Genomic DNA, 25,980 nt, shown 5'->3' on the forward strand with positions numbered 1-25,980 from the left:
AGTAGATCGGGCGAGGCCAGGCCAATTCTCTTCACCCGAAAGAGTCATGCCCGGCGTGAGTCTGAGCTGGTCAGCAGACGTCACCGAACCTCACCGAATGATGCATCCGATGAAATTCCGCCTCTTTACGGCCACACCACCGTCGCGGTCGGCACGTACCTCAGCGGTGGCAAGAGCGTCTACCTCCACGGCGAGGACGACCTGCGGCAGATCGCCGACACCTACGACTCGCCCGCCCAGGCCCTGGTTGCCTTCGAGAAGGTCCACGGCGACGCCATGCGCCCCGGCCCCGCACCGATGACCGACACCGAGCGCAACGCCGCCGAGGCCCGAACCTCCCTCGGCACAAGGGCAGTCGAGCCCGGCCCGCCCCTCCCCGAGCTGGAGATCGTGCCCGCCTACGCCGCCGATGCCAGCGATCACGACGCTGTCTTGGATGCATTCCTCGACGCTCACGGCGACTGGCAGAAGTGGAGGACCTGGTCCGACGACACCACCCACGCCATCCACGAAGACCAGACCCTGCGCATCGAGCGCATCCACGACGTCCCCGCCCACGAGACCGCATGGACCGTGGCCGCCTACGAGACCCCCGTCTCCGACCGCATGTGGGTCCTCACCGCCACCGGCTCGACCCCCGCCCCCGTGCTGCAGGAACTCCTGGATCACCTCGCCTCGGGCGACGGCTGGAACACAACCGTCGGCACCGCGGTGGACGAGAAGACGGTCACCGCCGCCTCGCAGCCCCTCTCCGACGCCGGGTGGAAACACACCGTGGAAGGGCGCTGGATCCGCTGGACATCCCCCGACTCAGACGCGGGCATCCAATTCGACGCCTTCGCCGCACAGCACCCGAACCAAAGCCTCACCACCTGGACCATCTGGGCCGGCCCGAACCTCGACCACCCCACCTGGATGATCAGCGCGTCTCCACGAACCCCCAGCCCACTGCTGGCTGACCTGTCGCAAACCCTCGCCCACGCAACCGGCACCCGCCGAGAACCACGCTCGGGCGTATCCCGGCCTGCCGCCACGTTCCCCACCGCAACGCCAATCAGCGCGAGACCTCAAAATCACCGGCTCCGCTGACCGACGAACAGAGTTCTGGCTCTGAGGGCGGAGAAGACTGCGCAGCCGATGTGTACCGAGGCCGTGCAATGCATCGGAGATTCACTCTTCAGTGCACTCACGGCAGACCGTGTGGCGCCGTAGGGTCCGACACGAGCTCACGGATGGCAGGAGAGTCAAAGTGAAGCGTGAACGGGCGACGGAGCTGCTCCGCGAGATGATCGACCGGCTGGGGCAGGGTGCTCGCCCCCTTGACCTTGTCGACGAGGTCCACGTCTTCGGTTCGTACGCCCGAGGCACACTGGCCCCAGGCGACCTCGATGTGGCAGTGGTTCACCGGGCCGACACCGAATTCGCCGAGGATGTCGTCAGTGCCTCATGTCCGGGCGAGATCCCATGGCGCCCATGAAGCGCGCGCTCAAAGGGTCAAGGAGAGGCTTCCAGTTCAACCAGAACAACACCCTCCCCAACGGCGTTGATCTGAAGCTGTTGTGGACGCGCGGCGACACCCAGACCACAGCAAAGGGGCGAATGCAGTCGATCACCGCAGACCCTACAGCCCGCCGAGCCCGCGTGACGCGATGATTGAGCAGTTCGAGGGTCTCGACCGATGGATCCCTTTGCCCGTACGGACCAAGTTGGTGGAGCTACTCAATGCCGGAGGGATCGAGGTCCGGCGCGTCGAGCTGAAGGATGACGAGCCTGTAAGACGGTGCCATCACCCATCCTCACTGTCGTTTGTAGCAGCAGAGGGCGGCTGCGAGGCTGTCGTGGGTATTTGCTGCGGTGAGTCCGACGCGGAGGGGCAGGCCGTTCGCGTCGGGCAGGACATGCATTTTGGAACCGGGCTTGCCCCGGTCCACGGGACTCGGGTCTGCAAGTTCGCCCTTTTTAGCGCGGACGTGGGCAGAGTCGAGGATAGCGCGGGACAGGTCGACCAGGCCGTGTTCGTCCAAGAGTTGGAGAACCCTCTGGTGCGGCTGGCCCCACACGCCGGCGCGGGACCAAATCGCGAAGCGCCGGTGCCCGGTCGACTTCGACGCTTCGAAACACGGCGGTAGCGCCCGCCAGGCGCATCCGCTGACCAGGACGTAAATGATTGCGGCGAAGACCGCCTCCTCGTCGATGTTCGCCACTCTGCCGCCCTGCGGCCGCACCCGCGCCGCCGGCAACAACGGCCGTGCGATCTCCCACAGACCGTCCGGAACAATCCACGCCCAACGCCCACTCCCCATGACCAGTACAACTGCCAACTGACCATGTAGGACGCCGTCTCACACATGAGGCTTCCTCCCTCACAGCACGGGTGAGGGTGCGGTGTCGGGCGTTGCGGGACGGGCTGCTGCCCGGCGTACGCCGGTGATGGTGTAGGCCAGTGCCGCTGCCGCCACGACGGCGAGCAGGACCAGTCCCAGGGCGTAGGAGGCGGTGGCGCCGTAGAGGGTGCCCATGACCAGGGGAGGGATGAATCCGCCCAGTCCGCCGGCGGCGCCGACCATCCCGGTGACCGATCCCACCGTGTTCGCCGGGGACAGCAGGGCGACCAGGGCGAAGGTGGCACCGCTACCGGCGCCCAGGGCAGCGGCCATGGCCAGCAATGCGAAGGTGCCCACCGGAGCCAGTGACGGGGTGGTGGCCTGCACGGTCGCGCCGACGACCACGACCGCCATGGACGCGACGAGTACGCATGTCGGTCCCACGCGGTCCGACATCCAGCCGCCTACCGGGCGCATCGCGACCGCCAGCAGAACGAATCCCGCCATGCGGTTCGCCGCGTCCGCCTGACCGAGGCCGTAACCGGTCTTCAGATAGGTCGGCAGGTACACCGAGAACGCCACATAGCCACCGAACGCGACTGCATAGAGGGCGGACGCCTGCCGGGTGATGCCCAGGCGGGCGGTGGCGGCCAGCCGGCGGCCGAGCGACTCGGTCGGCGCGGTGCGCCCCGGGGCGTCCCGCAGCACCATGGCGGCCAGCACCGCGTAGGCGGCCAGTGCGGCGGCGGTGATCAGGAAGGGGCTGGTCATGCTGTGGGCGTTGACCAGCTTCACCGTGGTGAGCGCGCTGATCGCGGTGCCGCCCATTCCCGCTCCGAAGATCCCGATGGCCAGACCACGCCGCTCGGGCGGGAACCAGGCACTCACGAAGGGCACCCCGACGGCGAACGACGTGCCGCCGATGCCGAGGAAGAATCCGCCCACCAGCAGCGCGGCGAACGAGGAGTGACCGGCCAGGCCCAGGAAGAGCACCGGAAGCACCGTCGCGGCGGATACCAGCGGGAACATCACCCGTCCGCCGAACCGGTCGGTCAGGGCGCCCACAGGAATCCGGCCCAGAGACCCCACCACCACCGGCACCGCGACCAGCAGCGACTGCTCGAATGAGCTGAGCAGCAGCGTGTCCTTGAACTGCGGCCCCAGCGGACTCAGCAGAGCCCACGCCCAGAAGTTGATCGCGAAACCCAGTGTGGCCAGTGCCAGCATCGCCACCGGCCGGGCACCCGGCGGGACCGGCCCACCCGCGTCCGGCCGCCCATCGATCGCCGCTTCCGCCACCTGGCGCATAGTTTCCCTCTCCGTCTCATTCCCGGCCACACAGCCCGGCTTGGGGCACGCCCCCGGCCTCCAGCAGCGGCTCCATCCTCAGATTCGGCCAACGGCCGAGCGGGTGGCAGGGCCATTCGGCCTTCCCCGTCCGGCCAACCGGGACCTAGAAGCAGGTGTCCGTGCGTCCGGGTGCCTACACGCATTCCAGTACCTCACCCACCGGACGCCGGGGGGACTGCACACCCCCGGGCCCGTACCCCAGCCGCAACACCATCTGTACATGCCCCATGGCAGTGAGCGGATCGCGCGCGCTCCACCGCAGATCAGGACGCTCCAGTGCATGAGAGGTCAAAGAGGTGGCCAGCCCTTGGGCGGTGGCTGTGAGCAGAACCCGCTCCATGGCCTGACCGGCCCGCAGCCAGTCATCAGGCCGGTCCTTCGCCGTCCCCAGCAGGACAAGCTGCGGGGAGTCCTTGAACGTGGCCGCAGCACGCCCTGCAACACGATGCCAGCCGGCGAAGTCACGTACCGGAGCTCTACCGTCGTGCCGGACGGGGCCGAAGGCGTAATCCGGCACGCCGTCGATACTGAGTGCCGCGTCAGGGCCGGTGCGGATCCAGCTCTCGGTCTCCTCACGGTTGGCGGATTCAAGGCTGTCGCGGCCCTCGGCGTCCTGGACCCGCTCCAGGAGCGACTGAATGTGCCAGACACCGGGAAAGAGAAGATCGGCGCCCTCCGCACGGGCCGCCCCGCGCAGCTCACGCCGCACTGCCTCCGGGATCTCTTGCTCCGTGAAAGGGTCCCGGCTGGTGTGACGGCGGTGAATGGCCGGGCGCAGGATGCTCAGAGCGGAGCTGTCGGACGGTGGCTCATCGAGGCGGACCGTGGCGAGCAGCAGCTGGTCAGCAGGATCGGGCAGCAACCGACAGAACGGCTCACGGCCGGCATGGGCTGCGGAGACCCGCAGATTGAACAAGGCCGCACCACAGCCCAGATGCAGAGCCCTGTTGTCCGGGTCGGCGTGCGGCATCGCCCGTGCCGTATCGGCACGGAGCTCCATCACACGACGCCATGAGTGCCAGCGAAATCGCCATGGCTGAGCATTGTGCATCGACGGGGCCGCTGTGGCGTCCTCGACCAGGACTGTCACCCTTCCGGGATCGACATGCTGCCCTGGAACACCTCCGCAGGGAATGGGAACCCACCGCAATCCACATCGGGACAGGAGCCTCCTACCCACAGTAGAACGCGGCCCGGTCGGGCGCCCATACTGCCCGTCTGCGACTCGGGGAGGCCGGGCGCCCGCTTGTGCCCGGCCGCGTGACCTGAAGAACCACGGCTCGTTGGACCGGGCATGACAGACGAACCGGCGCGGGGGACGACGCGCGCGGTACCGGAACTGGATGAGGCTGGGCCGGCCCCCCGTTCACCACGGGTGTCCGTCGCAGTGATCGAGCTGGTCGAGGCGATCGTGGAAGCCGCCCGCGCCGGCGACGACCAGCTCATCCGTATCCTGTTGCAGGATCTGGCGGATGTGGCCGACCTCCAGGCGCTCATGCTGCTCCGTGACCGCCTGTACGAAGGGCTGCACTGACATCCGTCCCCGGGCACGCACGCGCTGCGTCTCGCTCCCCCGCTCCTGTCGTCGGGACACGCGCGACGTAGCGGCGGGCACGTCGACCAGACACCGGAATGGCTGGGTAACCGTGCCGGTAGGAGCGGCCCGGCCCGGTCAGCCTCCTTGAAGCGCCGGAGTAAGAATGCCGCTGCTGCGACGGCAATCGGTTCGTAGGCGTCGCGCCCCGTCCCGCTGCCTGGTGTGCGCTTTACCCGTCCGCTCACGGCCCGGCCGAAACAGCGCGGGACGGGGGTCCAGGACGTACCCCGGCTGCTGGGTCCGTTCTCCACCCGGTGCGCGGCGCGCATCCGGAAACCGGCAACCTTCCCCGCGAACGGCTCCTGCGTACTCACCCGTGGGACGCGCGGCAGGCCCGCGAGGCGCCGAATCGGGGTTGTCAGTCCCCGCGGGCCTGCGGACGGTCCTGTGCGGCGACGCGTCGCGCCAGGCATTGACGATCAGTCAATGAGTGACAGACTCGGCGCTATGCAGAAGTTCTCGCTGGATGCCAAGGTTCGCGAGCACTTGCAACGCGCCGCATCGGCAGCATCGGGGCGTAGCGCGGAGACCGTGTACGGCGGTCACGAGCATGTGCTGCGGCAGACGCTCGTAGCGCTGGAGGCGGGAAAGTCGCTCACGGAGCACGAGAATCCTGGCGAGGCCACACTGTTCGTGCTGCATGGGCGGGTGCGTTTGCAGAGTGACGAGGCGTCGTGGGACGGGATGAGCGGCGACATGATTGTTGTGCCGCCGGTCCGGCACAGCCTTGAGGCACTCGAGAGAGCCGCTGTTCTGCTCACTGTTGTCAAGCATCGGTGAGCTCGGCATCGGTGCAGCCGGCGGGAGGGCGCTGAGCGACTGTCCTGGCGCGGTTGTCCCCGCCTCGGATGCGGGGAAGTGCGTTCTCGCATGGCGGAAGGCGTAGGAGCCTTGTTGACCATGAGCGACCTCCGTGGCCGGACCGGCTCGAATCCGATCGGCTTTCGACACCAGCGATCACTGAGCCCTGCACACCTGCCGAGGCTTTGATGACCGTCCGCCGCACGCGCAAGGGCAGGGAGCACTATGAGCAAGGACATCGGGATGGACGGGGTCTTGGCAGATGCCCTGGTACGCAGTCGGCGGTTCTTTACCCGGGGTACGGTCTCCGCCGATCTGAGGACGCTGTCGCAGACCGGGGGTCGTGATGCCGACGACTTCTACCGGGACCGGTGGAGCCACGACAAGGTCGTCCGCTCTACTCATGGTGTCAACTGCACCGGTTCCTGTTCCTGGAAGGTCTACGTCAAGGACGGGATTATCACCTGGGAGACCCAGCAGACCGACTATCCCTCGGTCGGCCCGGACTCGCCGGAGTACGAGCCCCGCGGTTGCCCGCGCGGCGCGGCTTTCTCCTGGTACACCTATTCGCCGACGCGGGTGCGCTACCCCTACGTCCGGGGTGTTCTGCTCCAGATGTTCCGTGAGGCGAAGTCGCAGCACGACGGTGACCCGGTGCGGGCGTGGGCGCATATCGTCGAGAACCCGCTGCGGGCCAGGGCGTACAAGTCCGCGCGGGGCAAGGGTGGTCTGGTCCGCGCCACCTGGGAGGAGGCTGCGGAGATCATCGCGGCGGCCCATGTGCACACCATCGAGAAGTACGGCCCCGACCGGGTGGCGGGTTTCTCGCCGATCCCGGCCATGTCGATGGTCTCCCATGCCTCCGGCGCCCGGTTCGTCAACCTCATCGGCGGCTCGATGCTGAGCTTCTACGACTGGTATGCCGACCTCCCGGTGGCCTCGCCCCAGGTGTTCGGCGACCAGACCGACGTCCCGGAGTCCGGGGATTGGTGGAACGCGGGCTACCTCATCATGTGGGGTTCCAACCTGCCGGTGACGCGCACACCGGACGCGCACTGGATGACCGAAGCCCGGTACCGCGGCCAGAAGGTCATTGCGGTCGCCCCCGACTACGCCGACAACGTGAAGTTCGCCGACGAATGGCTGCCGGCCAAGCCAGGTACCGACGCCGCCCTGGCCATGGCCATGGGCCACGTCGTGCTCAAGGAGTTCTTCGTCGATCGTCACACCCCGTACTTCACGCAGTACGTCAAGACCTACACCGACCTCCCGTACCTGGTCCGGCTCGACGAAGCAGCCGGACCGGGCGCGAGCGGCGAGAAGACGTACACGGCGGGCAAGTTCCTCACCGCCTCGGACCTCGCCGCGCACCAGCATGAGGAGAACGCCGCGTTCAAGACCGTGCTCGTTGACGCGCGGACAGGACAGCCGACTGTTCCGGGCGGCTCCCTGGGGCACCGCTACGGCGAGGCCGGTGTGGGCAAGTGGAATCTGGAACTCGGTGACGTCGACCCCCAGCTGACGCTGATCGACACCTCGCAGGAGAGCGTGCTCGTCCGGTTCCCGCGCTTCGACACCCCCGACGGTGCGGCGGCCGATCTGCCGCGCGGTGTGCCGGTCCGGCGGGTCGACGGCCACCTGGTCACCACCGTCTACGACCTGCTGCTCGCGCAGTACGGCGTTGGCCGAGACGGCCTTCCGGGAGAATGGGCCACCGGGTACGACGACGCCGAGTCGCCCTACACTCCGGCATGGCAGGAGACGATCACCGGTGTCCCGGCCTCCACGGCGGCCAGGGTCGGGCGCGAGTTCGCCGCGAACGCCGAGGAGTCCAAGGGACGCTCGATGATCGTGATGGGTGCCGGAACCAACCACTGGTTCCATTCCGACACGATCTACCGGGCGTTCCTCACCCTCACCAACCTGACGGGTTGCCAGGGGGTCAACGGCGGCGGCTGGGCGCACTACGTCGGCCAGGAGAAGGTCCGGCCGCTTACCGGCTACACGCAGATCGCCAACGCGCTGGACTGGAACCGGCCGCCGCGCAACATGATCCAGACCGCGTACTGGTACCTCCACACCAACCAGTTCCGCTACGACCAGTTCGGTGCCGACACTCTGTCCGCCAAGACGGGCAGCGGGCAGCTCGCGGGAATGAGCACCGCCGATGTAGTCGCGCAGAGCGCGCGCATGGGCTGGATGCCGTCCTACCCGACCTTCAACCAGAACCCACTCGACCTGAGCGACCAGGCCGCCGCGGCGGGGATCCCGGTGGGCGAGTACGTGGTCGAGCAGTTGAAATCGGGGGCCCTGGAGTTCGCGGGGGAGGACCCGGACGCCCCCGAGAACTATCCGCGCATCCTGTCCATCTGGAGGGCCAACCTGCTCGGCTCGTCCGGCAAGGGCAACGAGTACTTCCTCAAGCATCTGCTCGGCGCCGACTCCTCGGTACGGGCCACCGAGACGCCGCAGGACCGACGTCCGGTCGACGTGAAATGGCACGACGAGGCCCCCGAGGGCAAGCTCGACCTGCTGATGACGATCGACTTCCGGCAGACCAGCACCACGATCTTCTCCGACGTCGTGCTGCCCGCCGCCACGTGGTACGAGAAGCACGATCTCAACACCACAGACATGCACCCGTTCGTGCACTCCTTCAACCCGGCCATCGCGCCGCCCTGGCAGACCCGCACAGACTGGGATGCCTGGCAGACGATCGCCGAGAAGTTCAGTGAGCTCGCCGCCACCCGGCTGGGAGTCCGCAAGGATGTGGTGGCCGTTCCGCTCACCCACGACACCTCGGACGCGATGGCGAACCCGCACGGAATCGTGCGGGACTGGAAGAAGGGCGAGTGCGAGCCGGTCCCCGGGGTCACGATGCCCAGGCTCGTCGAAGTCGAGCGCGACTACGGGGCCGTGGCCGAGAAGATGAACGCACTCGGCCCGCTCGTGGACACACTCGGCGCGACCACCAAGGGGGTCACCTTCGAGCTCGGCGCCCAAGTGGACTACCTGCGGCGCAAGAACGGCACGGTCCGGACCGGTGCGGCGGCAGGCCGGCCGTCGCTGAAGCGTGATGTGAACGTCTGCGAGGCGATCCTCACGCTGTCCGGCACCACCAATGGGGCGCTTGCCACCCAAGGGTTCAAAACGCTCGAGAAGCGCACCGGCGTGCGGCTGGCCGACCTCGCCGAGGAGCACGAGGGCAAACAGATCACCTTCGCCGACACCCAGGGCCCGCCCGTGCCCGTGATCACGTCACCGGAGTGGTCAGGATCGGAGAGCGGCGGCCGGCGGTACTCGCCCTTCACCATCAACGTCGAGCGTAAGAAGCCGTGGCACACGCTGACCGGGCGTATGCACTTCTACCTCGATCACGACTGGATGGCCGAGCTCGGCGAGGGACTGCCGGTCTACCGGCCCCCGCTGAACATGGCGGCACTGTTCGCCGAGCCCTCCCTCGGCAACGTCTCGGACGGCTCCGACGGCCAGGGCGTCGAAGGGCTCACCGTGCGCTACCTCACCCCGCACAACAAATGGTCCATCCACTCCGAATACCAGGACAACCTGTTCATGCTCTCCCTCTCGCGGGGCGGCCAGAACATCTGGATGAGTGACCGCGACGCCGCGAAGGTCGGAATCAAGGACAACGACTGGATCGAGGCGGTCAATCGCAACGGCGTCGTGGTCGCCCGGGCGATCGTGTCCCACCGGATGCCCGAGGGAACGGTGTACATGTATCACGCACAGGACCGGCTCATCGACGTACCGATCGCCGAGACCTCCGGCAAGCGCGGAGGCATCCACAACTCGCTCACCCGGCTGCTGGTCAAACCCACACATCTGATCGGCGGCTACGCCCAGCTCACCTACGCGTTCAACTACCTCGGTCCCACCGGCAACCAGCGCGACGAGGTCACCGTCATCCGCAAGCGCTCGCAGGAGGTGACCTACTGATGAGAGTCATGGCACAGATGGCGATGGTGATGAACCTCGACAAGTGCATCGGCTGCCACACCTGCTCGGTGACGTGCAAGCAGGCATGGACCAACCGCTCCGGCACGGAGTACATCTGGTTCAACAACGTCGAGACCAAGCCCGGGCTCGGCTACCCCCGCACCTACGAGGACCAGGAGAAGTGGAAGGGCGGCTGGACGCTCAACAAGCGGGGCCGGCTCACACTCAAGGGCGGTGGCCGGTTCAAGAAGCTGCTGACCATCTTCTCCAATCCCAAGCTTCCCTCGATCAACGAGTACTACGAGCCCTGGACCTACGACTACTCCACGCTCACCGACGCGCCAGCTCAGGAGCACACGCCGGTCGCGCGTCCCAAGTCGCTGATCTCCGGTAAGGACATGAAGATCGAGTGGTCGGCCAACTGGGATGACGACCTCGGCGGCTCCACACTCAACGGCCACCGGGACCCGCTGCTGAAGAAGATCGCCGACAAGGTGAAATTCGAGTTCGAGCAGACCTTCATGTTCTACCTGCCGCGCATCTGCGAGCACTGCCTGAACCCTTCGTGCGCCGCATCGTGCCCCAGCGGTGCGATCTACAAGCGCGAGGAGGACGGCATCGTCCTCGTCGACCAGGACAAGTGCCGTGGCTGGCGGATGTGCGTCTCGGGCTGCCCCTACAAGAAGATCTACTTCAACCACCGCACCGGCAAGGCCGAGAAGTGCACCTTCTGCTTCCCCCGCATCGAGGTCGGGCAGCCCACGATCTGCTCCGAGACCTGCGTCGGCCGGCTGCGCTACATCGGCTTGATGCTGTACGACGCCGACAAGGTGCTCGAGGCCGCGTCCACCACCGACGACCAAGGGCTCTACGAGGCCCAGCGTGACGTCTTCCTCGACCCGTCCGACCCCGAGGTGGTGCGCGCGGCCGAGCAGGCCGGCATCGCCCGCGACTGGATCGACGCCGCCCAGCGCTCCCCGATCCATGCCCTGATCACCACCTACAAGGTGGCACTGCCGCTACATCCGGAATACCGCACCATGCCCATGGTCTGGTACATCCCGCCGCTGTCCCCAGTCGTCGATGTGGTCAAGGAGACCGGCGAGGACGCCGAGGACAAAGGCAATCTGTTCGCCGCGATCGACGCCCTGCGGATCCCGGTCGAGTACCTCGCCGAGCTCTTCACCGCCGGCGACATCGCGCCGGTGGACGCCGTGCTGAAGAAGCTCGCCGCGATGCGCTGCTACATGCGCGACATCAACATGGGCCGTGAACCCGACGCCTCGATCCCCGCCGCCGTCGGGATGAGCGAAGAGGACATGTACGACATGTATCGCCTGCTGGCGATCGCGAAGTACGACGAGCGCTACGTCATCCCGTCCGCCCACGCCGAGCAGGCCCACTCCCTGGAAGAGCTGGCCACGGAGTGCTCGCTCGATTACGAGGGCGGGCCCGGGATGGGCGGTTCCGGCCCGTTCGGGGAAGGATCGGGCGCCCCGACGCCGATCGCGGTGGAGAACTTCCAGATGCTGCAGGACCGGCAGACCTCCGACTCCCTGGCCGGCCCCGACGACAAGGGCAAACGGGTCAACCTGCTCAACTGGGACGGCAGGGGCTCTCCCTCCGGGCTCTTCCCCTCGAAGGGGTCGGACTCGTGAGCAAAGCCCGCGCGAAGCCTGCGCTGGCTTCGCACCAGCTGACCATCGTGTGGCAGTCGGTCTCCCTCCTGCTGGACTACCCGGACGAACAGCTCACCGGACGGATCGCGCTGGTCCGGTCCGCGATCGGACAACTGCCCCCGGCGCTCGGCGGGACGATTCGCGAGTCCGTGGAACAGCTGGAGGCCACGCCACTGGCGGAGCTGCAGGCGAAGTACGTCGAGACCTTCGACAACCGCAGACGCTGCAACCTGTTCCTGACCTACTTCGCCCACGGGGACACCCGCAAGCGGGGAATGGCTCTGCTTCGATTCAAGCAGGTCTACCTGCGCGCCGGCTTCACGCTCGACGATGCGGAGCTGCCCGACCACTTGTGCGTCGTGCTCGAGTTCGCCGCGACGGTTGACCAGGAGCTCGGCCGAGGGCTGATGCTCGACCACCGGGCCGGTCTTGAACTGCTACGGCTGTCGCTGCGGGACATGGCCTCCCCGTGGGCCCGCCTGGTCGCAGCCGTCACCGCGACCCTGCCGCCGCTGCGCGGGGACGAACGGGACGCCGTGAGCCGCCTCGCCGCAGAGGGACCGCCCGAAGAAGAGGTCGGACTCGCACCCTTCGCCAACCCCCAGTTCAGCCCTGCCGCGTCGCGGGAGACGACACCGCTGCCCATGCCCACCTTCCCAGGAGCCCGCGCATGAATCAGTTCCTGTACGTGGTCTTCCCCTACATCTGCCTGACGGCCTTCGTCCTGGGACATCTGTGGCGCTACCGATACGACAAGTTCGGCTGGACCACCCGCTCCTCCCAGCTCTACGAGAACCGGTTCCTGCGGATCGGCAGTCCCCTGTTCCACTTCGGGATCATCGGGGTGTTCTTCGGCCACGTGATCGGGCTGGGCATCCCCAAGTCCTGGACCGAAACGGTCGGTGTATCCGAGGGGATCTACCACTTCCTGGCCTTTTCGGTCGGGGCGCTGGCGGGGCTGGCCACGGTCGTCGGGATGGTGATCCTGATCTACCGTCGGCGCACCGTTGGCCCGGTCTTCTCGGCCACCACCCGGATGGACAAGGTGATGTACCTCTTTCTCGCCGTGGTGATCTTCCTCGGCCTGTTCAACACGGTGGCGGCCAACGTCTTCGAGCACTACGACTACCGGGACGGTGTCTCGGTCTGGTTCCGCGGGATCTTCCGATTCGACCTCCACCCTGAACTCATGGGCGAAGCGCCGCTCGGATTCCAGCTCCATGGCCTGTTCGCCATGGCGCTCTTCGCGCTGTGGCCCTTCACACGGCTCGTCCACGTGTTCAGCGCCCCCCTCGGCTACCTCACCCGCCCCTACATCGTCTACCGCAGCCGCGACGTCACACAGCTCGGCAGCCATCAACCACGCCGCGGCTGGGACCGGGTGGGCTGACACCCGCGAAGGCCAAGAACCACCGACCGTGGCAAGAACCTCCCGCTTGCTTCCCCCTGCCGGGCGCTCGGCGAAGCCGAACAGCCGCAGCCGGCCCTCCAGGGCACGGTCAGCGGGCCGCGCCGCCTGAACAGCGGATTCTCGGGCTCCGGCCATGATCCTCACCTCCGTCGTCCGACGTCCCGCCTGCACACCAGGACCGCCCAGGACGAAAGCCCCCACATGGCCTGGCCGTCGTCCGGCTCCTCACCGGCAGGGCCGTCTCGGCCTGCCCGGTGTGCGGAGAGCAGTGCCGTGATTCCGCTGCCACACCACCGCACGACCCCGGCCTGCCGGCCGCCGTACGACGGACCGGCCCTCTCACCCCGGACGGCCAACCGCGGGACCTCGGACTCTATGAGGCCATCGCGCAGCGGCACTCCAGCCGGATGCCGTTCTCCGGCCGGCCGGTGCTCGAACCGATCGTGGCCGAGATGGCGACCGTCGCACACGCTGCGGGCGCACGCCTGCACGTGCCGGACATCGCCGGACAGCAGCGGATGCCGCACCTGACAGCCGATGCCGAGGCGCGCCACCACGCACGCCTGGACCGCACCGCCGGAACCCTCACCTGGATCACCGCCCCAGAAACAGCCACCCGCTACGGCATACTCGTCACCGCCCTCGGCCCGCCTGATGCCGATGCGAGACTTCACCGGCGCGCTGCTGGCCCTCCGCCTTCCCGCCCGGTGCTTTGAACGCCACACTCAGACAGCGTCCGGGCGGCGGCCACACGCCCCGATCCCCTGGGCAACTGGGCACTCCACTACCCGTCTTCCCTCCCAGCACGCCCGCAGCCCCGCCTGTCAGCGCCATGACGCAGGACATGCTCCTGGCGTGTTCAGTGGCGGGGGACGACAAGTGGATTCAGTTCATCGTGCGGAGCGGCGACAAGCCCAGGAGAAGAGGGCCAGTCGGGGCGGCCACCAGATCCTCAACAGTGATCGGGTCCAGGGCGGCGTAGAAGGCTTCCTGCGCAGCCCGCAGGGCGTGGCGCAGCCGGCAGGCGCCGCGGAGCGGACACGGCGGATCGTCCTCGCAGCCCACCACATCGCCCGTGCCTTCCAAGTCGCGCACCAAGCGGCCGACCGAATGGCGGCGCCCGTGCTCGGTGAGGGACAGGCCGCCGCCCCGCCCGCGCCTCGCCTCCAGGACACCCAGATGCTGGAGGCGGGCGACGACTTTCGCGGCGTGACTGTAGGACGCGGCCACGGCATCGGCCACCTCACGCGTGGTCGGCGCCGCATTCTCTTCCAGCACCGCCAGCCGCATCGCGACACGCAGCGCCAGATCGGTTCCCTTGGTCAGTCGCACGACCCCAGTCTAGTTAATACGCATCCTGAACTCCGAATTTGCTTTGTGGTGTGCGTCACCCGTGCGGTGGCGCACTCAAGGTCATGCAGAAGCCCTCACTCGATGGGTGTCGTCCCACGCCGGCGCCGAATGGGCGCGACTGCCGCAACTGCCGGCCATCTCCATGCGCGAGGAGCCGCTGACCCAAGGGACCGGCCGCCTGCCGGGTGCGGGACAACCGTCCTCTCGTCCATGACGGCACACCCTGCGGCGCCCTATCGCGCGGCCAGGGCGCTGATGCCGAGTGCGGTCAGGCCGATGACCTTGGCGGCCTCCAGCGTCACGTAGTACAGGTGTCCGCGTGAGCGGGGCAGGTTCTCCCCGGCCAGGACCCGGTCGGAGCGGCGGTTCAGGCGAGGGCGGATCACCGTGAGCTGCACGGCGAGCAGCACCACAACCGTGACGGCTGTGGCGGTCACCGCCACCGGTGGGGTCGTGGTGGTGATCGCGGTGATCACGGTGAGCGCCAGAACGGCCTCGACCGTATTGAGCGCGCGGAAGACGAGTCGGCCGATGCTCAGCCCGACGGGTACGGTCACGCCGGGCGCGCGGAACTTCAGTGGTGCTTCCAGGAACGAGATGGCCAGCAACATACCCAGCCAGACGAAGGCCGCGGCGGCAGCAACGGCGGTGCCCGGGGTCATCAGGCGCCCGCCTGCGCGTCGGCAGGGCGTGCGCCGATCCGCAGTCCCGGTCGCCGCCGGTGCACGGTCAGATAGGTCAGGCCGCCGGCACCCGCGGCGAGGGCCCGCGCCGAGCCGTGCGGAAGCCACAACGTAACCCCCGCCACCAGGGGGAGGGTGCCCTGCCCGGTATCGGCTACGCCCTCGCCTGCGGTGACGAGGAGGAGGACATCGAGATCGGGTTCGCGGTGCCAGTCGATGCGCTCACCCGGCGGGAGACGGACGAGATTGGCATCGAGTTGACGCTCTGGCACATCCAGACGCCAGAGCGCGCCCTTACTGCCGGCGTCGCGGTCCTGGCCCAGTCGCGACACGTCGCACAGCATGTGGGGCACCGCGGCGGATTCGGGCGATGGAGCGGTCATGGGATTCTCCAATGGCGGGAGGCGCCGTTCTCGGTGGCGGCGCGCGAGTCCACGGCTGTCAGTTGCTGCCGAGCCAGAGGTCGGGGCCGAAGATCTCGTAGTGGATGTCCGCGGCCGGTACTCCCGCCTGCAGCAGGGCGCCGCGCACCGCCCTCAGGTACGGCAGGGGCCCGCACAGGAAGGCCGTCAGGCCGTCTGGAAGGTCGAGCAGTCCCACGTTGGTGCGTCCCTCCCGTGCGCCGGGCATCTCGGCGTGGGCTTCCTCATACCACAGGTGCAGTGCGGCGTGCGGCAGCCTGTCCGCGAGCCGGGTGGTCTCTTCGCGGTGCGGGTGATCGGACGGGGAGCGGTCCGCGTGTGCGATCAGCACCGGACGACTGGATCCGGTGGCCGCGAGGTGGTCGAGCATGGAGAGCATGGGGGTGTTGCCTATTCCGGCGGAGGCGAGCAGCAGCGGGCCGTCACCGCCGGGCAGCGTCAGCCCACCGCACGGTGCTGACACCGTGAGAGTGTCACCCACTCGAAGGTGCTGGTGCAGCCAGGAGGAGACTTCCCCGTCCGGCCCGGCACCGCTTTTCCCTCGCACCTGCTTGACGGTGATCCGCCAGTCCGGGTGACCCGGGGAGTGGGAGAGGCTGTACTGGCGGATCTGCCGCGCCCCGTCCGGCAGTTGCACCTGGACGCTGACGTACTGGCCGGGCAGGAACGGTTGCGTAGGCCGGCCGTCGGCGCGGCACAGAGTGAACGAGACCGTGTCCGGTGTCTCCTCACAGCGTCCGCTCACCCGCAGGGGGTGCCAGACATCGCCCTCGGTGACACCGGCCTCCTGGTAGAGCCGGGCCTCCACCGCGATCAGGGCGTTGGCCATCAGCCAGTACACCTCGTCCCAGGCGGCTGCTACCTCGGACGTGACCGCGTCGCCGAGGACCTCGGCGATCGCTGCGAACAGGTGATGGTGGACGATCTTGTACTGGTCCGAAGTGATCCCGAGCGAGGCGTGCTTGTGGGCGATCCGTGACAGCATCACATCCGGCCGGGCCTCGGGGTGAGCGACCAGAGCGGTCGCGAACGCGGCGATGGACCCGGCCAGCGCCTGCTTCTGCGCCCCGTTAGCCTGGTTGCCGCGGTTGAACAGATCCCGCAGCAGCTCCGGGTGGGACGCGAACATCCGGGAGTAGAAACGCTCACTGATCTCGCCGATGGCCGAGCCCACGAGGGGCAGCGTGGCACGGACGACCGGAAGGGACTGCTCGGAAAGCACACCGACTCCAAAGAGGTAGATGATATTCGCATTTGTGACACCACCCGCCCCGGGGCAGGCGACAGACCTCGAACGGCATTCGACACACCAGCAGCCCCGGCGGGGGGATACCGGGCGTCACGCAGTGAGACTGCCGCACGCTCCGCGACGATCCGGCGACCGTGACCGCCGCATCCGACCCTGCCGACCGTGCACTGCGACGATATCTAAATACGCAACTGGGATGCCACTTATTGGTTGTGGGGAGCGCCACATCCACCGATGCGGTCACATTCTTCAACCGGGCGGCCTGCCCCTGCTTCGCGACTGTGCTCAGCTGCACGACCCGTACGGCGCCGTCCCACCACGGGCGGCAGGCAGGCGGCGAACGTTGCCGAGGGCAGCCGCCTGTTCCCGGAGCCGGATGATCTCGTCATGCTGTGCAGCGAGTCGAGAGATGGCGACGGTCTTGAACTCGGTGAGCGCGGCGACGACTTCGTCCCGCTTGGTGACCCGGTCCTTGAGCTCGGCGACCTCGGTCTTGAGCCGTTCGATCTGCGCGGCCCATGGGTCGATGATCTCGCCGGCCTGCCGCAAAGCAACAAGGCGCCGCTCGAACTCCTCGGCCAGGTGCTGGTAGGGGCCCGGCCGAGGAGTGCCGTCCCGGCTTTTCTTCGGGTAGAAGCCGGTCCGGATCACGCCGGACTAGAGAGCCAGGGATTTGAGATCGCACTCGCCGCCCGGCGGGAACTCCCCGCGCAAGAGCCGGTCCATGGCTGCTCGGATGGCGTCCTCGTTGCGCGCGCGGTCGCTGTCGCTGATCCGTCCCATCAGATGGCGTCCTTCCCCGCCGCTCCTGCTTGCGGCTTGGTCGATCTCAGCGAGCACCCGCTCGGCGCGGCTCACGCTGACTTCCAGCCGGGTCCGCTCGATCTTCTGCCGGCGGCTGAGGCCGCCGATGAACACCTTGGCGGTCTCCCGGGATTCCTCCCACGCTGGCCGGTGGCACGGATGGTGCGTGGCTTGGGGACAGCGTGCGGAGTCACACATGTCGGCAAGTGGCCGGTCGGCGTCGGGAGTGCCGGCCAAGCGCAGGCACAACGCCTTGGCCGGATCGATGAACCAGCAGTAGTTCAGCCGTTCCCAGGTAGAGAGTACGGGCCCGGGTCGCGAGCATGGAGACGACCTCCAGGTCGTTGTCGACGATCTGGCTGCTTGAGCCCGCGCGGCTGCTGGTGGAACGCATCCGAATCGAACCCGGCCTGGGCTGCGAGGGCGGGGATGTCGGAATCCTGAAGGTGTAAGCCCATGACCTCAGGGACGTCTTCCGGACGGTGCGGGTCGCCGGATGCGTGGGTGCGTCCGGCCAGAAGGACCACAACCCTGCAGCCGGTCAAATCGGCGATGCTGAAAACTGTGCACGCATGCGGTGGCATGCCTACTCATGCGGGCGGTCCTTCCCGGGCTGGGACGCGGTGGCGAGAGCCTTTCTGATCACGCTAACCGGCGTCAGGTCCGCTTTCGTGGCGTTATGAATCAGCTGGCGGCCAAGACATCAACTCGCCCTCCACATTGCTCCTTAAGCCCTGTTGCTCGTCTGGGCCGGTCGCTAGCCTGTCGCAATGTCGAAGCGTGACCACCAGGGCCCGGGCCCCAATGGGCAGTCATCGTCGCCGCTCTGAGGCTGTCGGCGTATGGACGCTGCCCGCGTCAGAGGCGGTCAACCGGTAGCCGCGGTGGAGGCTGCCGTGGTGGAGACGCCGTGGGAGGTGACCACCAGCCGGGCGCTGCCCTCCGTGAGTTGGTAGGCCAGGCCGACGACGCCGGCGTGTCCGGCGGCGACCTGGTCGGCCAGGATACGGGAGCGGTCCAGGAGCAGGTCCACGGTGTGCTGTACGTGCGCGTCGATCAGGTCTCTGTCCGCCGTGAGGCCCGCCGCGCGGGCGGTGAGCACGCTCGGGGTGACGCGCTCAACGATGTTCCGGACGTACCCGATGGCCGGCAGCCCGTCTTCGACAGCGGCGCGGGCGGCAGCGACGGCGCCGCAGGAGTCGTGTCCGAGGACCACGACGAGGCGGCAGTCCAGCACGCTCGTGCCGTACTCGATGCTGCCCAGGACCTCCGGCCCGAGCACGTGGCCGGCGGTGCGGACCACGAACAGGTCCCCTAGCCCCTGGTCGAAGATGATCTCGGCGGCCAGCCGCGAGTCGGAGCACCCGAGCAGCACCGCGAAGGGCTTCTGGACCGGTGCAAGCTCGGCCCGCCGGGCGGCGTCCTGGTTCGGGTGCTGCGGGGCACCGGCCACGAAACGCTGGTTCCCGGTGAGCAGGGCGTCGAGAGCTTGGGCAGGAGAGACAGGAGTGGATGCCATGCAGGCAGCCTATGAGGAGGCCGCCGTCGCCACGCAGCCCGGGGCGCCGAACAGACTTCGCTGCCTGTCAGGCTGCCGGCGGCATTCCGGGCCGGTGAGCGGGGAGAATGGATGAATTGTCTACGGGTATCACCGCGCCAAGGGCGCACCGGCCCTGGGTGCGCTGCCCGGCCAGGAAGGGCCGTTCGGCCGCCGCCCGAGCCGGAGCAGATGGGCGACACCGACGCGGATGCAGGCCCCGGCGGACGGGCGGCGCCCGTGGTGCCGTCGCCCAGGGACGGGAGCGTCCAGTGACGCTGTGGCGGCAGGTCCTGGCGGCACTGAACGATGACAGCCTCGGCGACGCGGAACGGGAGGCCAGCGTGGCCCGCGGCGCCGCCCAGCTCGCCGTCCGTCGGGCCCCGGCGGCCCAGCAGGCCACGCCGAGTCAGTGATAGCCGTGGCGTTCGATGAGTTCGCGCTGGTCTTGGACGCCTACCAGGCCAGCGCCGCCTTGAAGGAATCCGGCCCCGCCAACTGAGTAACCCGGACGGCCCAGGCGGCGTTGAACCCGGCGTGACCATGACGATGCGGCTCGCGCCCGTCATCGGGGTGCAGTGCAGTGGAAGTGAAACGGTTCCCAACCCCGAGCTAGAGCCGATCCTCACCGAGCTTGCCCAGCAGTGGGAGCTGGACGATCCGTCCCCGGCCAGAGGGACGAGGAATGGATGATCCTCGCCCGTCGGCATTTCCTGGCGGGCCCGCTGACCGCGCGGTGCGAGCACGGCCCCCGCCGCCCCCGCACCGCACCCCCCAAGGAGCCCGCAGACGCCACCGGCGTCGCGCTTCCGGGCTGCCGGACCGGCACACCGTGGTTGGGCCCACCGGTCCGGCAGCCCCACCAGTCCACCACCCGACCCGGCCCGGAAGGAACGCCGCCCGGTACCACGAAGGCCCTGACCACTCGGGGGATCAGGAGGGAAACTGACGCGCCCCCGCCCCCGGGCGGGAATCGGAGCCGCGGACCACACCGGCCCGCCGTGGGGCGACAGCGAGCGTCGAATCCACCAACGCGTATGGCAGCCGGAAGACCCCCCTTGTCACGAGCCCGATAGCTTCCAGCTCGCCCATCCGGCACGACGCCTCGTGAGCGTTGTCCGAGGCCGACGGCATGATGCGGCCATGGGCGAGGAGTACGAGCACCGCTTGGCCCGCCTGATCGCCAAGCACCCGGACAGCGCCGACCACCAGTTGGGCCCGAGGACGTCTCCCTGGCTTTGGCGACGCGTCGAGAGTCATTGCAGTCCAGCGCGGTCGCAGTGGATAACTGGTCGCTGTCGAGTCACAGCCCCCCAATGAAGAGGGCTGGCGTCAGCCGACGGTCAGAAACACCACACAGCCGCACAAAGAGAATGCCCCCAGCGTGAGGGCGACGCAGGTACACAGCAGCCGTAGACGCAGTTGTTCGTAGCGGGTGGTGTATTCGGCCCGCAGCTCGTGGCAACGGACCGTGACCTGCCGCAGGACCCTGAGAGAGACATCAAGGCGGGCATCGGCGTACAGGCGGACGATCTCGTCGCGCTGGGTATCGGTCAGCCACGGCATGCGGTCGGCGAACGCCTCGGCCTCGGCCTGCGCGTTGTGGATCTCCGCCTGGCGGATCAGGTGTCCTTCCAGCCGGGCGATGCCAGCGGCGATGTCCCGTGGGCTGTCCATCCGCGTACCGTCTCCGCCTCAGTCCTTGGCGCCGTTGTTCTGGCCGTCTGCCTGTGCGGAGGCTGAGCCGTGGCGGGCGCCGGCGTACCGTCCCTCGAGGGCGGCGATGTCGGGGTGGTGCAGGTCGAAGGCGGGGGACTCGGAGCGGATTTTGGGCAGGGTGAGGAAGTTGTGCCGTGGCGGTGGGCAGGAGGTGGCCCACTCCAGTGAGCGGCCGTAGCCCCACGGGTCGTCGGTCTCGACCTTCTCGCCGTACTTGGCGGTCTTCCAGACGTTGTAGAGGAAGGGCAGGGTGGACAGGCCCAGCAGGAACGCCCCGATGGTCGAGACGGTGTTGAGGGCGGTGAAGCCGTCGGAGGCGAGGTAGTCGGCGTAGCGGCGCGGCATGCCCTCCGCTCCCAGCCAGTGCTGGACCAGGAAGGTGGTGTGGAAGCCGACGAACAGTGTCCAGAAGTGGATCTTCCCCAGGCGCTCGTCGAGCATCCTCCCGGTGAACTTAGGCCACCAGAAGTAGAAGCCGGAGAACATTGCGAACACGACGGTGCCGAAGACCACGTAGTGGAAGTGGGCGACGACGAAGTAGCTGTCGGTGACGTGGAAGTCGATTGGCGGGGAGGCCAGCAGCACCCCGGTCAGTCCGCCGAACAAGAAGGTCATCAGGAAGCCTGCCGCCCACAGCATGGGCGTCTCGAAGCTGAGGGAGCCGTGCCACATGGTGCCGATCCAGTTGAAGAACTTCACCCCGGTCGGCACCGCGATCAGGAACGACATGAAGGAGAAGAACGGCAGCAGCACCCCGCCGGTCGCGAACATGTGGTGGGCCCATACCGTCATCGACAGTCCGCAGATCGCGATGGTCGCTCCGACCAGACCCAGGTAGCCGAAAACGGGCTTGCGTGAGAAGACGGGGATGACCTCAGTGATGATGCCGAAGAACGGCACCGCGATGATGTACACCTCGGGATGGCCGAAGAACCAGAACAGGTGTTGCCACAGCAGTGCTCCGCCGTTGGCGGCGTCGAAGACGTGCGCCCCGAATTTGCGGTCCGCCTCCAGGGTGAGCAGCGCGGCGGCGAGCACCGGGAACACCATGATCACCAGGACGCTGGTCAGCAGCGCGTTCCAGCAGAAGATCGACATACGGAACATGGTGAGGCCGGGGGCGCGCATGCAGAGGATGGTGGTGATGAAGTTGACCGCGCCCAGGATTGTGCCGAACCCGGACAGCGCCAGCCCCATGATCCACATATCGCCGCCGACCCCCGGCGAGTGCTGGGCGTCGTTGAGCGGCGCGTAGGCGAACCAGCCGAAGCTCGCGGCGCCCTGCGGGGTGAGGAAGCCGCCCACGGCGATGAGCGATCCGAGCAGGTAGAGCCAGTACGCGAGCATGTTCAGTCTGGGGAAGGCGACATCGGGGGCACCGATCTGTAGCGGCATGATCCAGTTCGTGAAGCCGGCGAACAGCGGGGTGGCGAACATCAGCAGCATGATCGCCCCGTGCATGGTGAACGCCTGGTTGAACTGCTCCGTCGACATGATTTGTAGCCCCGGACGCGCCAGCTCACCGCGCATCACCAGCGCCAGTACTCCGCCGAGCAGGAAGAAGGCGAACGACGTGGTCATGTACAGGGAGCCGATCTTCTTGTGATCGGTGGTGGTCAGCCACTGCACGACCGCGGATCCTCGTTGCGTCGCCGGCCTTGGTGCTCCGATCGGTTCGGTCTGCACCGCCATATTGGTCTCCCTCCCGCCTTACGGAACCTGGGCAGTGTCCGCTGTGTGCCCCCCCTATCCGCTGCGGACATGCGGCGGAATGAAATGAATCATTCGTTTGGCGCAATCCGGGGCGGTCGCGCGTCAGCGCGGGTGATGCGGATCAAGTTCCCTCGTGTCGGAGGGGGATGGGTGACCGTGGGTTCTTGTCGGCTCGGAGAGTGGGCCGTTCGGGTGTGCGCGCCATCTTTTGGTGAGGCTGTCCAGGTCTGGCCTGCTGACCGTGCGGGCTTCGGCGGGGGTGGTCGTTGCTGGTGTCGCCGCGGCCGGAGCCGGAGGTTTCGACGAGTCCCTCGCGGTGTGAGGCGAGCCGCTCGTCAAGAGGTGCCGCAGGCGCGTATGCGACGCGGCTGCGGGTATACGTGCGTCTTCTGCGAACAAGGTGCAAGGCGACCTAGATGGAACACATCTCCCTGGGCGAGGGCCGTACGGTGCCGGGTCCCGAGCCCCGCGGCTCACAGCAGCGTTGGACGGTGACAGCGAGTGCATCGCCAAGGCCCGCTGTCTGGCGGCTGCCGGTCTTCTCACGCGGTTGCAGGCCGAATTCGGGCTGCCGGTATCGGCGCCACGGACCTCACGCACTGGTGGTCAGCGAACTGGTTACCAATGCCGGCAAGTACGCCCCCGGTCCCGTGCTTCTGGAGTTGCGGATCACCGGTGATCTGGCCGAGAGATGTGATGGGCGTGGCCCAGCCGTCACGGCACGCTGGGGATCGGCGGCACCTCCGGCTGGTCTATGCGGGTTTCTCACCAGGACCTCACCCGGCGGCGAGTTCCTCCAGTGGCACGTCCGGATCGGCCAGCCGGTCCCGGTCGACCTGAGTGCCGGAGCGGACCAGGTGCTGGATCGCTTCGTTAACGTCCCAGATGTTGACGTTCATGCCGGCCAGCACGCGGCCCTGGGCCGTCCAGAAGGCGATGAACTGCATGCTCGTCAGGTCGCCGCGGACGACCACGTCGTCGTAGTCGCCGGGTTCGGCGTAGCCGGCGTACTCCATGCCCAGGTCGTACTGGTCGGTGAAGAAGTAGGGCACGCGGTCGTAGGAGGCAGCCTCGCCCAGCATCGATCGTGCTGCCGTCTCGGGCTGGTGGAGGGCGTTGGCCCAGTGTTCCACCCGGATGTGCTTGCCGAGCATCGGGTGGAAGGCGTTGCCCACGTCGCCCGCTGCGTGGATGTTCGGGTCGGAGGTCCGCAGGGAGGCGTCAACGGTGATGCCGTTGTCGACGTGGAGGCCCGATGCGACGGCCAGTTGGGAGTTGGGGACGGCGCCGATGCCGACCACGACAGCGTCGGCGTCGATGCGGGTGCCGTCGGCCAGCCGGACGCCGGCGGCCGTCCCGTTCTCGCCGACGATCTCGGCGACCTGTGCGGTCAGGCGCAGGTCCACGCCGTGTTCCCGGTGGAGGTCGGCGAAGACGGGAGCGATCTGCCGGCCCAGCACGCGCAGCAGCGGCAGTTCGTCCGCCTCCAGGACGGTCACCTCCACGCCGGCCTCCCGGGCGGCGGCGGCCACTTCCAGGCCGATCCAGCCGCCGCCGACGAAGACGATGCGGGAGGCGGACTGGAAGGTCCGCTGGATGCGTTCGCAGTCGCCGACGCGGCGCAGGTAGAGCACGCCGTCGAGGTCCGCGCCGGGTACGGGGAGGCGGCGCGGGGAGGCGCCTGTGGTCAGCAGCAGCTTGTCGTAGCCGATCGTCTCGCCGCCGGAGACGGTGACCGTGCGCTGGTCGCGGTCGAGTTCGGTGACGAGGGTGTCCCTCCGCAGGTCGATGGCCTGGTCGATGTACCACTGTGCCGGGTGGACGAAGATCGTGTCGCGGTCCTGCTTGCCCTGCAGGTAGCCCTTGGACAGTGGCGGCCGCTCGTAGGGCCGGTCCGGCTCGTCCCCGATGAGTAGGATCCGGCCGTCGAAGCCGTGCCCGCGCAGCGCTTCGGCGGCTTTGGCGCCGGCCAGGCTCGCTCCGACGATTACGAACGTGGGTGGTGTCATCGCGCGTGCTCCCTGCTGTCAGCGGTGCGCTCGGGCCGGGCGCTGTCGGAGGCGTGCAGTCGTGCCGCGAGTTTCCCTGCCAGTTCGTCCCAGCTGGCGTCGAACGTCTCGAGGCCCTGGTCCTCCAGCACCTGGACAACGTCGCGGTAGTCGACCCCGGCGTCAGCGAGGTCCTCGAGCACCTGGTGTGCCTCGCCGTAGGTGTCGCGGATGCTGCCGGCCGGCAGCACCGCGTGGTCGGCGACCGCGTTCAGGGTGGCCTCCGGCATGGTGTTGACCACGTCTGGTGCGACCAGGTCGACGACGTACCGGGTGTCCTCATACGCGGGATCCTTCACGCCTGTGGACGCCCACAGCAGCCGCTGCGGCCGGGCACCGGCCTGTTCCAGCCGCTGCCACCGGTCGGTGGCGAGCATGTGCTCGTAGTGCTCGTAGGCAATGCGGGCGTTGGCGATGGCGGCGCGCCCTCGCAGCGCGGCGGCCTTCTCGCCGCCCGTCCGGTCGAGCCGCCGGTCGATCTCTGTATCCACCCGGGAGACGAAGAACGACGCCACCGACGTGATGCCGGACAGGTCGTGTCCGGCGTCCCGGGCGCGTTCCATCCCGGTCAGGAACGCCTCCGTCACCGCGTCGTAGCGCTCCAGTGAGAACAGCAGCGTGACGTTGATGCTGATGCCCTCGGCTAGACAGGCGCTGATCGCCTCCAGGCCCTGTTTGGCGGCGGGGATCTTCACGAACAGGTTCGGCCGGTCCACCAGCCACCACAGCGCCCGGGCCTCGGCGACCGTGCGCGCGGTGTCATGCGCGAGCCGCGGGTCGACCTCGATCGATACCCGCCCGTCCACACCCCCGCTGGCGTCGTACGCCGGCCGCAGCACGTCGCAGGCCCAGCGCACGTCGAAAGTGGTCAGCACGCGCAGCGCCTCCTCCACACCGACCCCGCGCAACGACAGATCCGTGATCTGCTCGTCGTAGCAGTCGCTGTGCTCGATGGCCCTGGCGAAGATCGTCGGATTGGTCGTCACGCCGACGACGTGCCGTTCCGCGATCAGCCTGGCCAGGCTGCCCTCGACGAGCCGCTGCCGGCTCAGGTCGTCCAACCAGACCGAAACCCCGGACTCGGACAGCTGAGCGAGCGTGTCGGTCACCGTATGCCTCCCTTGCCGGCGCGGGCGTCATGAACCGCGAAAGACTCCTCAAGTCAAGACTCACCCAGAACGCGCCCGGCCGCAGGTCGACCCTCGGCGGGTCAGACACCGGCCAAACGCACACCTACGGCGAGGCCGCCCCAGGGTGCACCATCACCGCGCTGACTGCATGATCAAGACGTCGAAGGTATAGCCGGTGCACGGACGGCCGGTTCGAGATCGAC

Annotated in this window: 24 protein-coding genes and 2 pseudogenes; 12 read left to right on the forward strand and 14 right to left on the reverse strand. The window is 68.0% G+C overall.

Annotated features, from left to right (window positions below; translation table 11 throughout):
- The first annotated feature begins 66 nt into the window (after positions 1 to 66).
- The 3 genes from G3I60_RS07075 to G3I60_RS07085 all read left to right on the forward strand — a co-directional run bounded on the left by G3I60_RS07075 (position 67) and on the right by G3I60_RS07085 (position 1,653).
- Entirely contained in the window at positions 67 to 1,089 is a 1,023-nt protein-coding gene (locus G3I60_RS07075; protein WP_203672452.1) for a DUF317 domain-containing protein, read from the forward strand.
- A 160-nt stretch (positions 1,090 to 1,249) separates the two neighbouring features.
- Positions 1,250 to 1,477, forward strand: coding sequence for a nucleotidyltransferase domain-containing protein (locus G3I60_RS07080; protein WP_164606828.1), 228 nt, complete (start codon positions 1,250 to 1,252; stop codon positions 1,475 to 1,477).
- On the forward strand, positions 1,474 to 1,653 hold the full coding sequence (locus G3I60_RS07085; protein WP_164606830.1) for a hypothetical protein: 180 nt from the start codon (positions 1,474 to 1,476) through the stop codon (positions 1,651 to 1,653). The genes G3I60_RS07080 and G3I60_RS07085 overlap by 4 nt, the downstream gene beginning before the upstream one ends.
- 179 nt (positions 1,654 to 1,832) lie before the next feature.
- On the opposite strand, the pseudogene G3I60_RS07090 reads toward G3I60_RS07085, so the two are convergent.
- From G3I60_RS07090 to G3I60_RS07100, 3 genes and pseudogenes are all read right to left on the reverse strand, one after another.
- Positions 1,833 to 2,303, reverse strand: a pseudogene (locus G3I60_RS07090) (IS5 family transposase); the annotation flags it as partial.
- A 60-nt stretch (positions 2,304 to 2,363) separates the two neighbouring features.
- The gene (locus tag G3I60_RS07095; RefSeq protein ID WP_164606953.1) at positions 2,364 to 3,551 is read right to left on the reverse strand and encodes an MFS transporter; all 1,188 of its coding nucleotides are present in this window, start codon (positions 3,549 to 3,551) and stop codon (positions 2,364 to 2,366) included.
- Positions 3,552 to 3,807: 256 nt separating this feature from the next.
- Positions 3,808 to 4,725 carry a nitroreductase family protein gene (locus G3I60_RS07100; protein WP_164606955.1) on the reverse strand — a complete coding sequence of 306 codons (918 nt, stop codon included), beginning with the start codon at positions 4,723 to 4,725 and terminating at the stop codon, positions 3,808 to 3,810.
- 336 nt (positions 4,726 to 5,061) lie between these two features.
- Here G3I60_RS07100 and G3I60_RS07105 point away from each other — a divergent pair, with 336 nt between their 5' ends.
- From G3I60_RS07105 to G3I60_RS07135, 7 genes are all read left to right on the forward strand, one after another.
- Positions 5,062 to 5,208, forward strand: a complete 147-nt coding sequence (locus G3I60_RS07105; RefSeq protein ID WP_164606832.1) for a hypothetical protein — start codon at positions 5,062 to 5,064, stop codon at positions 5,206 to 5,208.
- Between the two features lie 510 nt (positions 5,209 to 5,718).
- On the forward strand, positions 5,719 to 6,051 hold the full coding sequence (locus G3I60_RS07110) for a cupin domain-containing protein (protein ID WP_164606834.1): 333 nt from the start codon (positions 5,719 to 5,721) through the stop codon (positions 6,049 to 6,051).
- Positions 6,052 to 6,297: 246 nt separating this feature from the next.
- The gene (locus G3I60_RS07115; protein ID WP_164606836.1) at positions 6,298 to 10,029 is read left to right on the forward strand and encodes a nitrate reductase subunit alpha; all 3,732 of its coding nucleotides are present in this window, start codon (positions 6,298 to 6,300) and stop codon (positions 10,027 to 10,029) included.
- Positions 10,029 to 11,687 carry a nitrate reductase subunit beta gene (narH, locus tag G3I60_RS07120; RefSeq protein WP_164295532.1) on the forward strand — a complete coding sequence of 553 codons (1,659 nt, stop codon included), beginning with the start codon at positions 10,029 to 10,031 and terminating at the stop codon, positions 11,685 to 11,687. The genes G3I60_RS07115 and narH overlap by 1 nt, the downstream gene beginning before the upstream one ends.
- On the forward strand, positions 11,684 to 12,382 hold the full coding sequence (gene narJ, locus G3I60_RS07125) for a nitrate reductase molybdenum cofactor assembly chaperone (protein WP_164606838.1): 699 nt from the start codon (positions 11,684 to 11,686) through the stop codon (positions 12,380 to 12,382). Before narH ends, narJ begins: the two co-directional genes overlap by 4 nt.
- Complete coding sequence (narI, locus tag G3I60_RS07130; RefSeq protein ID WP_164606840.1) at positions 12,379 to 13,098, forward strand: respiratory nitrate reductase subunit gamma; 720 nt, start codon at positions 12,379 to 12,381, stop codon at positions 13,096 to 13,098. The genes narJ and narI overlap by 4 nt, the downstream gene beginning before the upstream one ends.
- 428 nt (positions 13,099 to 13,526) lie before the next feature.
- Positions 13,527 to 13,835 carry a hypothetical protein gene (locus G3I60_RS07135; protein ID WP_164606842.1) on the forward strand — a complete coding sequence of 103 codons (309 nt, stop codon included), beginning with the start codon at positions 13,527 to 13,529 and terminating at the stop codon, positions 13,833 to 13,835.
- Positions 13,836 to 14,004: 169 nt separating this feature from the next.
- Here the strand turns inward: G3I60_RS07135 and G3I60_RS07140 are convergent, their stop codons facing one another.
- The 7 genes from G3I60_RS07140 to G3I60_RS07165 form a co-directional block, all read right to left on the reverse strand.
- The gene (locus tag G3I60_RS07140; protein WP_164606845.1) at positions 14,005 to 14,451 is read right to left on the reverse strand and encodes an Rrf2 family transcriptional regulator; all 447 of its coding nucleotides are present in this window, start codon (positions 14,449 to 14,451) and stop codon (positions 14,005 to 14,007) included.
- Positions 14,452 to 14,705: 254 nt separating this feature from the next.
- Positions 14,706 to 15,134, reverse strand: coding sequence for a hypothetical protein (locus tag G3I60_RS07145; protein WP_164606846.1), 429 nt, complete (start codon positions 15,132 to 15,134; stop codon positions 14,706 to 14,708).
- Entirely contained in the window at positions 15,134 to 15,538 is a 405-nt protein-coding gene (locus G3I60_RS07150) for a cupin domain-containing protein (protein ID WP_164606848.1), read from the reverse strand. The genes G3I60_RS07145 and G3I60_RS07150 overlap by 1 nt, the downstream gene beginning before the upstream one ends.
- Positions 15,539 to 15,596: 58 nt before the next feature.
- Positions 15,597 to 16,799 carry a globin domain-containing protein gene (locus G3I60_RS07155; RefSeq protein WP_164606850.1) on the reverse strand — a complete coding sequence of 401 codons (1,203 nt, stop codon included), beginning with the start codon at positions 16,797 to 16,799 and terminating at the stop codon, positions 15,597 to 15,599.
- A 312-nt stretch (positions 16,800 to 17,111) separates the two neighbouring features.
- Positions 17,112 to 17,477 carry a hypothetical protein gene (locus G3I60_RS07160; RefSeq protein ID WP_331284070.1) on the reverse strand — a complete coding sequence of 122 codons (366 nt, stop codon included), beginning with the start codon at positions 17,475 to 17,477 and terminating at the stop codon, positions 17,112 to 17,114.
- A 6-nt stretch (positions 17,478 to 17,483) separates the two neighbouring features.
- Entirely contained in the window at positions 17,484 to 17,744 is a 261-nt protein-coding gene (locus G3I60_RS46725) for a hypothetical protein (RefSeq protein WP_331284069.1), read from the reverse strand.
- Positions 17,745 to 18,498: 754 nt separating this feature from the next.
- The gene (locus G3I60_RS07165) at positions 18,499 to 19,149 is read right to left on the reverse strand and encodes a carbonic anhydrase (RefSeq protein ID WP_164606852.1); all 651 of its coding nucleotides are present in this window, start codon (positions 19,147 to 19,149) and stop codon (positions 18,499 to 18,501) included.
- Positions 19,150 to 19,439: 290 nt separating this feature from the next.
- On the opposite strand from G3I60_RS07165, the gene G3I60_RS07170 reads away from it, so the two are divergent.
- The gene (locus G3I60_RS07170; RefSeq protein ID WP_164606854.1) at positions 19,440 to 19,583 is read left to right on the forward strand and encodes a hypothetical protein; all 144 of its coding nucleotides are present in this window, start codon (positions 19,440 to 19,442) and stop codon (positions 19,581 to 19,583) included.
- A gap of 916 nt (positions 19,584 to 20,499) precedes the next feature.
- Here G3I60_RS07170 and G3I60_RS07175 read toward each other — a convergent pair.
- Entirely contained in the window at positions 20,500 to 20,844 is a 345-nt protein-coding gene (locus G3I60_RS07175) for a hypothetical protein (RefSeq protein ID WP_164606856.1), read from the reverse strand.
- A gap of 18 nt (positions 20,845 to 20,862) precedes the next feature.
- On the reverse strand, positions 20,863 to 22,578 hold the full coding sequence (gene ctaD / locus G3I60_RS07180) for a cytochrome c oxidase subunit I (RefSeq protein ID WP_164606858.1): 1,716 nt from the start codon (positions 22,576 to 22,578) through the stop codon (positions 20,863 to 20,865).
- 505 nt (positions 22,579 to 23,083) lie between these two features.
- Here ctaD and G3I60_RS45180 point away from each other — a divergent pair.
- Positions 23,084 to 23,276 (forward strand): annotated as a pseudogene (locus G3I60_RS45180) (ATP-binding protein); the annotation flags it as partial.
- Positions 23,277 to 23,375: 99 nt separating this feature from the next.
- Here the strand turns inward: G3I60_RS45180 and G3I60_RS07185 are convergent.
- Together G3I60_RS07185 and tal are read right to left on the reverse strand one after the other, a co-directional pair.
- Positions 23,376 to 24,608 carry an NAD(P)/FAD-dependent oxidoreductase gene (locus G3I60_RS07185; protein WP_164606860.1) on the reverse strand — a complete coding sequence of 411 codons (1,233 nt, stop codon included), beginning with the start codon at positions 24,606 to 24,608 and terminating at the stop codon, positions 23,376 to 23,378.
- The gene (gene tal / locus G3I60_RS07190) at positions 24,605 to 25,756 is read right to left on the reverse strand and encodes a transaldolase (protein WP_164606862.1); all 1,152 of its coding nucleotides are present in this window, start codon (positions 25,754 to 25,756) and stop codon (positions 24,605 to 24,607) included. Before tal ends, G3I60_RS07185 begins: the two co-directional genes overlap by 4 nt.
- Positions 25,757 to 25,980 lie beyond the last annotated feature (224 nt).

Origin of the sequence: Streptomyces sp. SID13666 (genome assembly GCF_010548325.1) — a bacterium.
GTDB lineage: Bacteria > Actinomycetota > Actinomycetes > Streptomycetales > Streptomycetaceae > Actinacidiphila > Actinacidiphila fildesensis.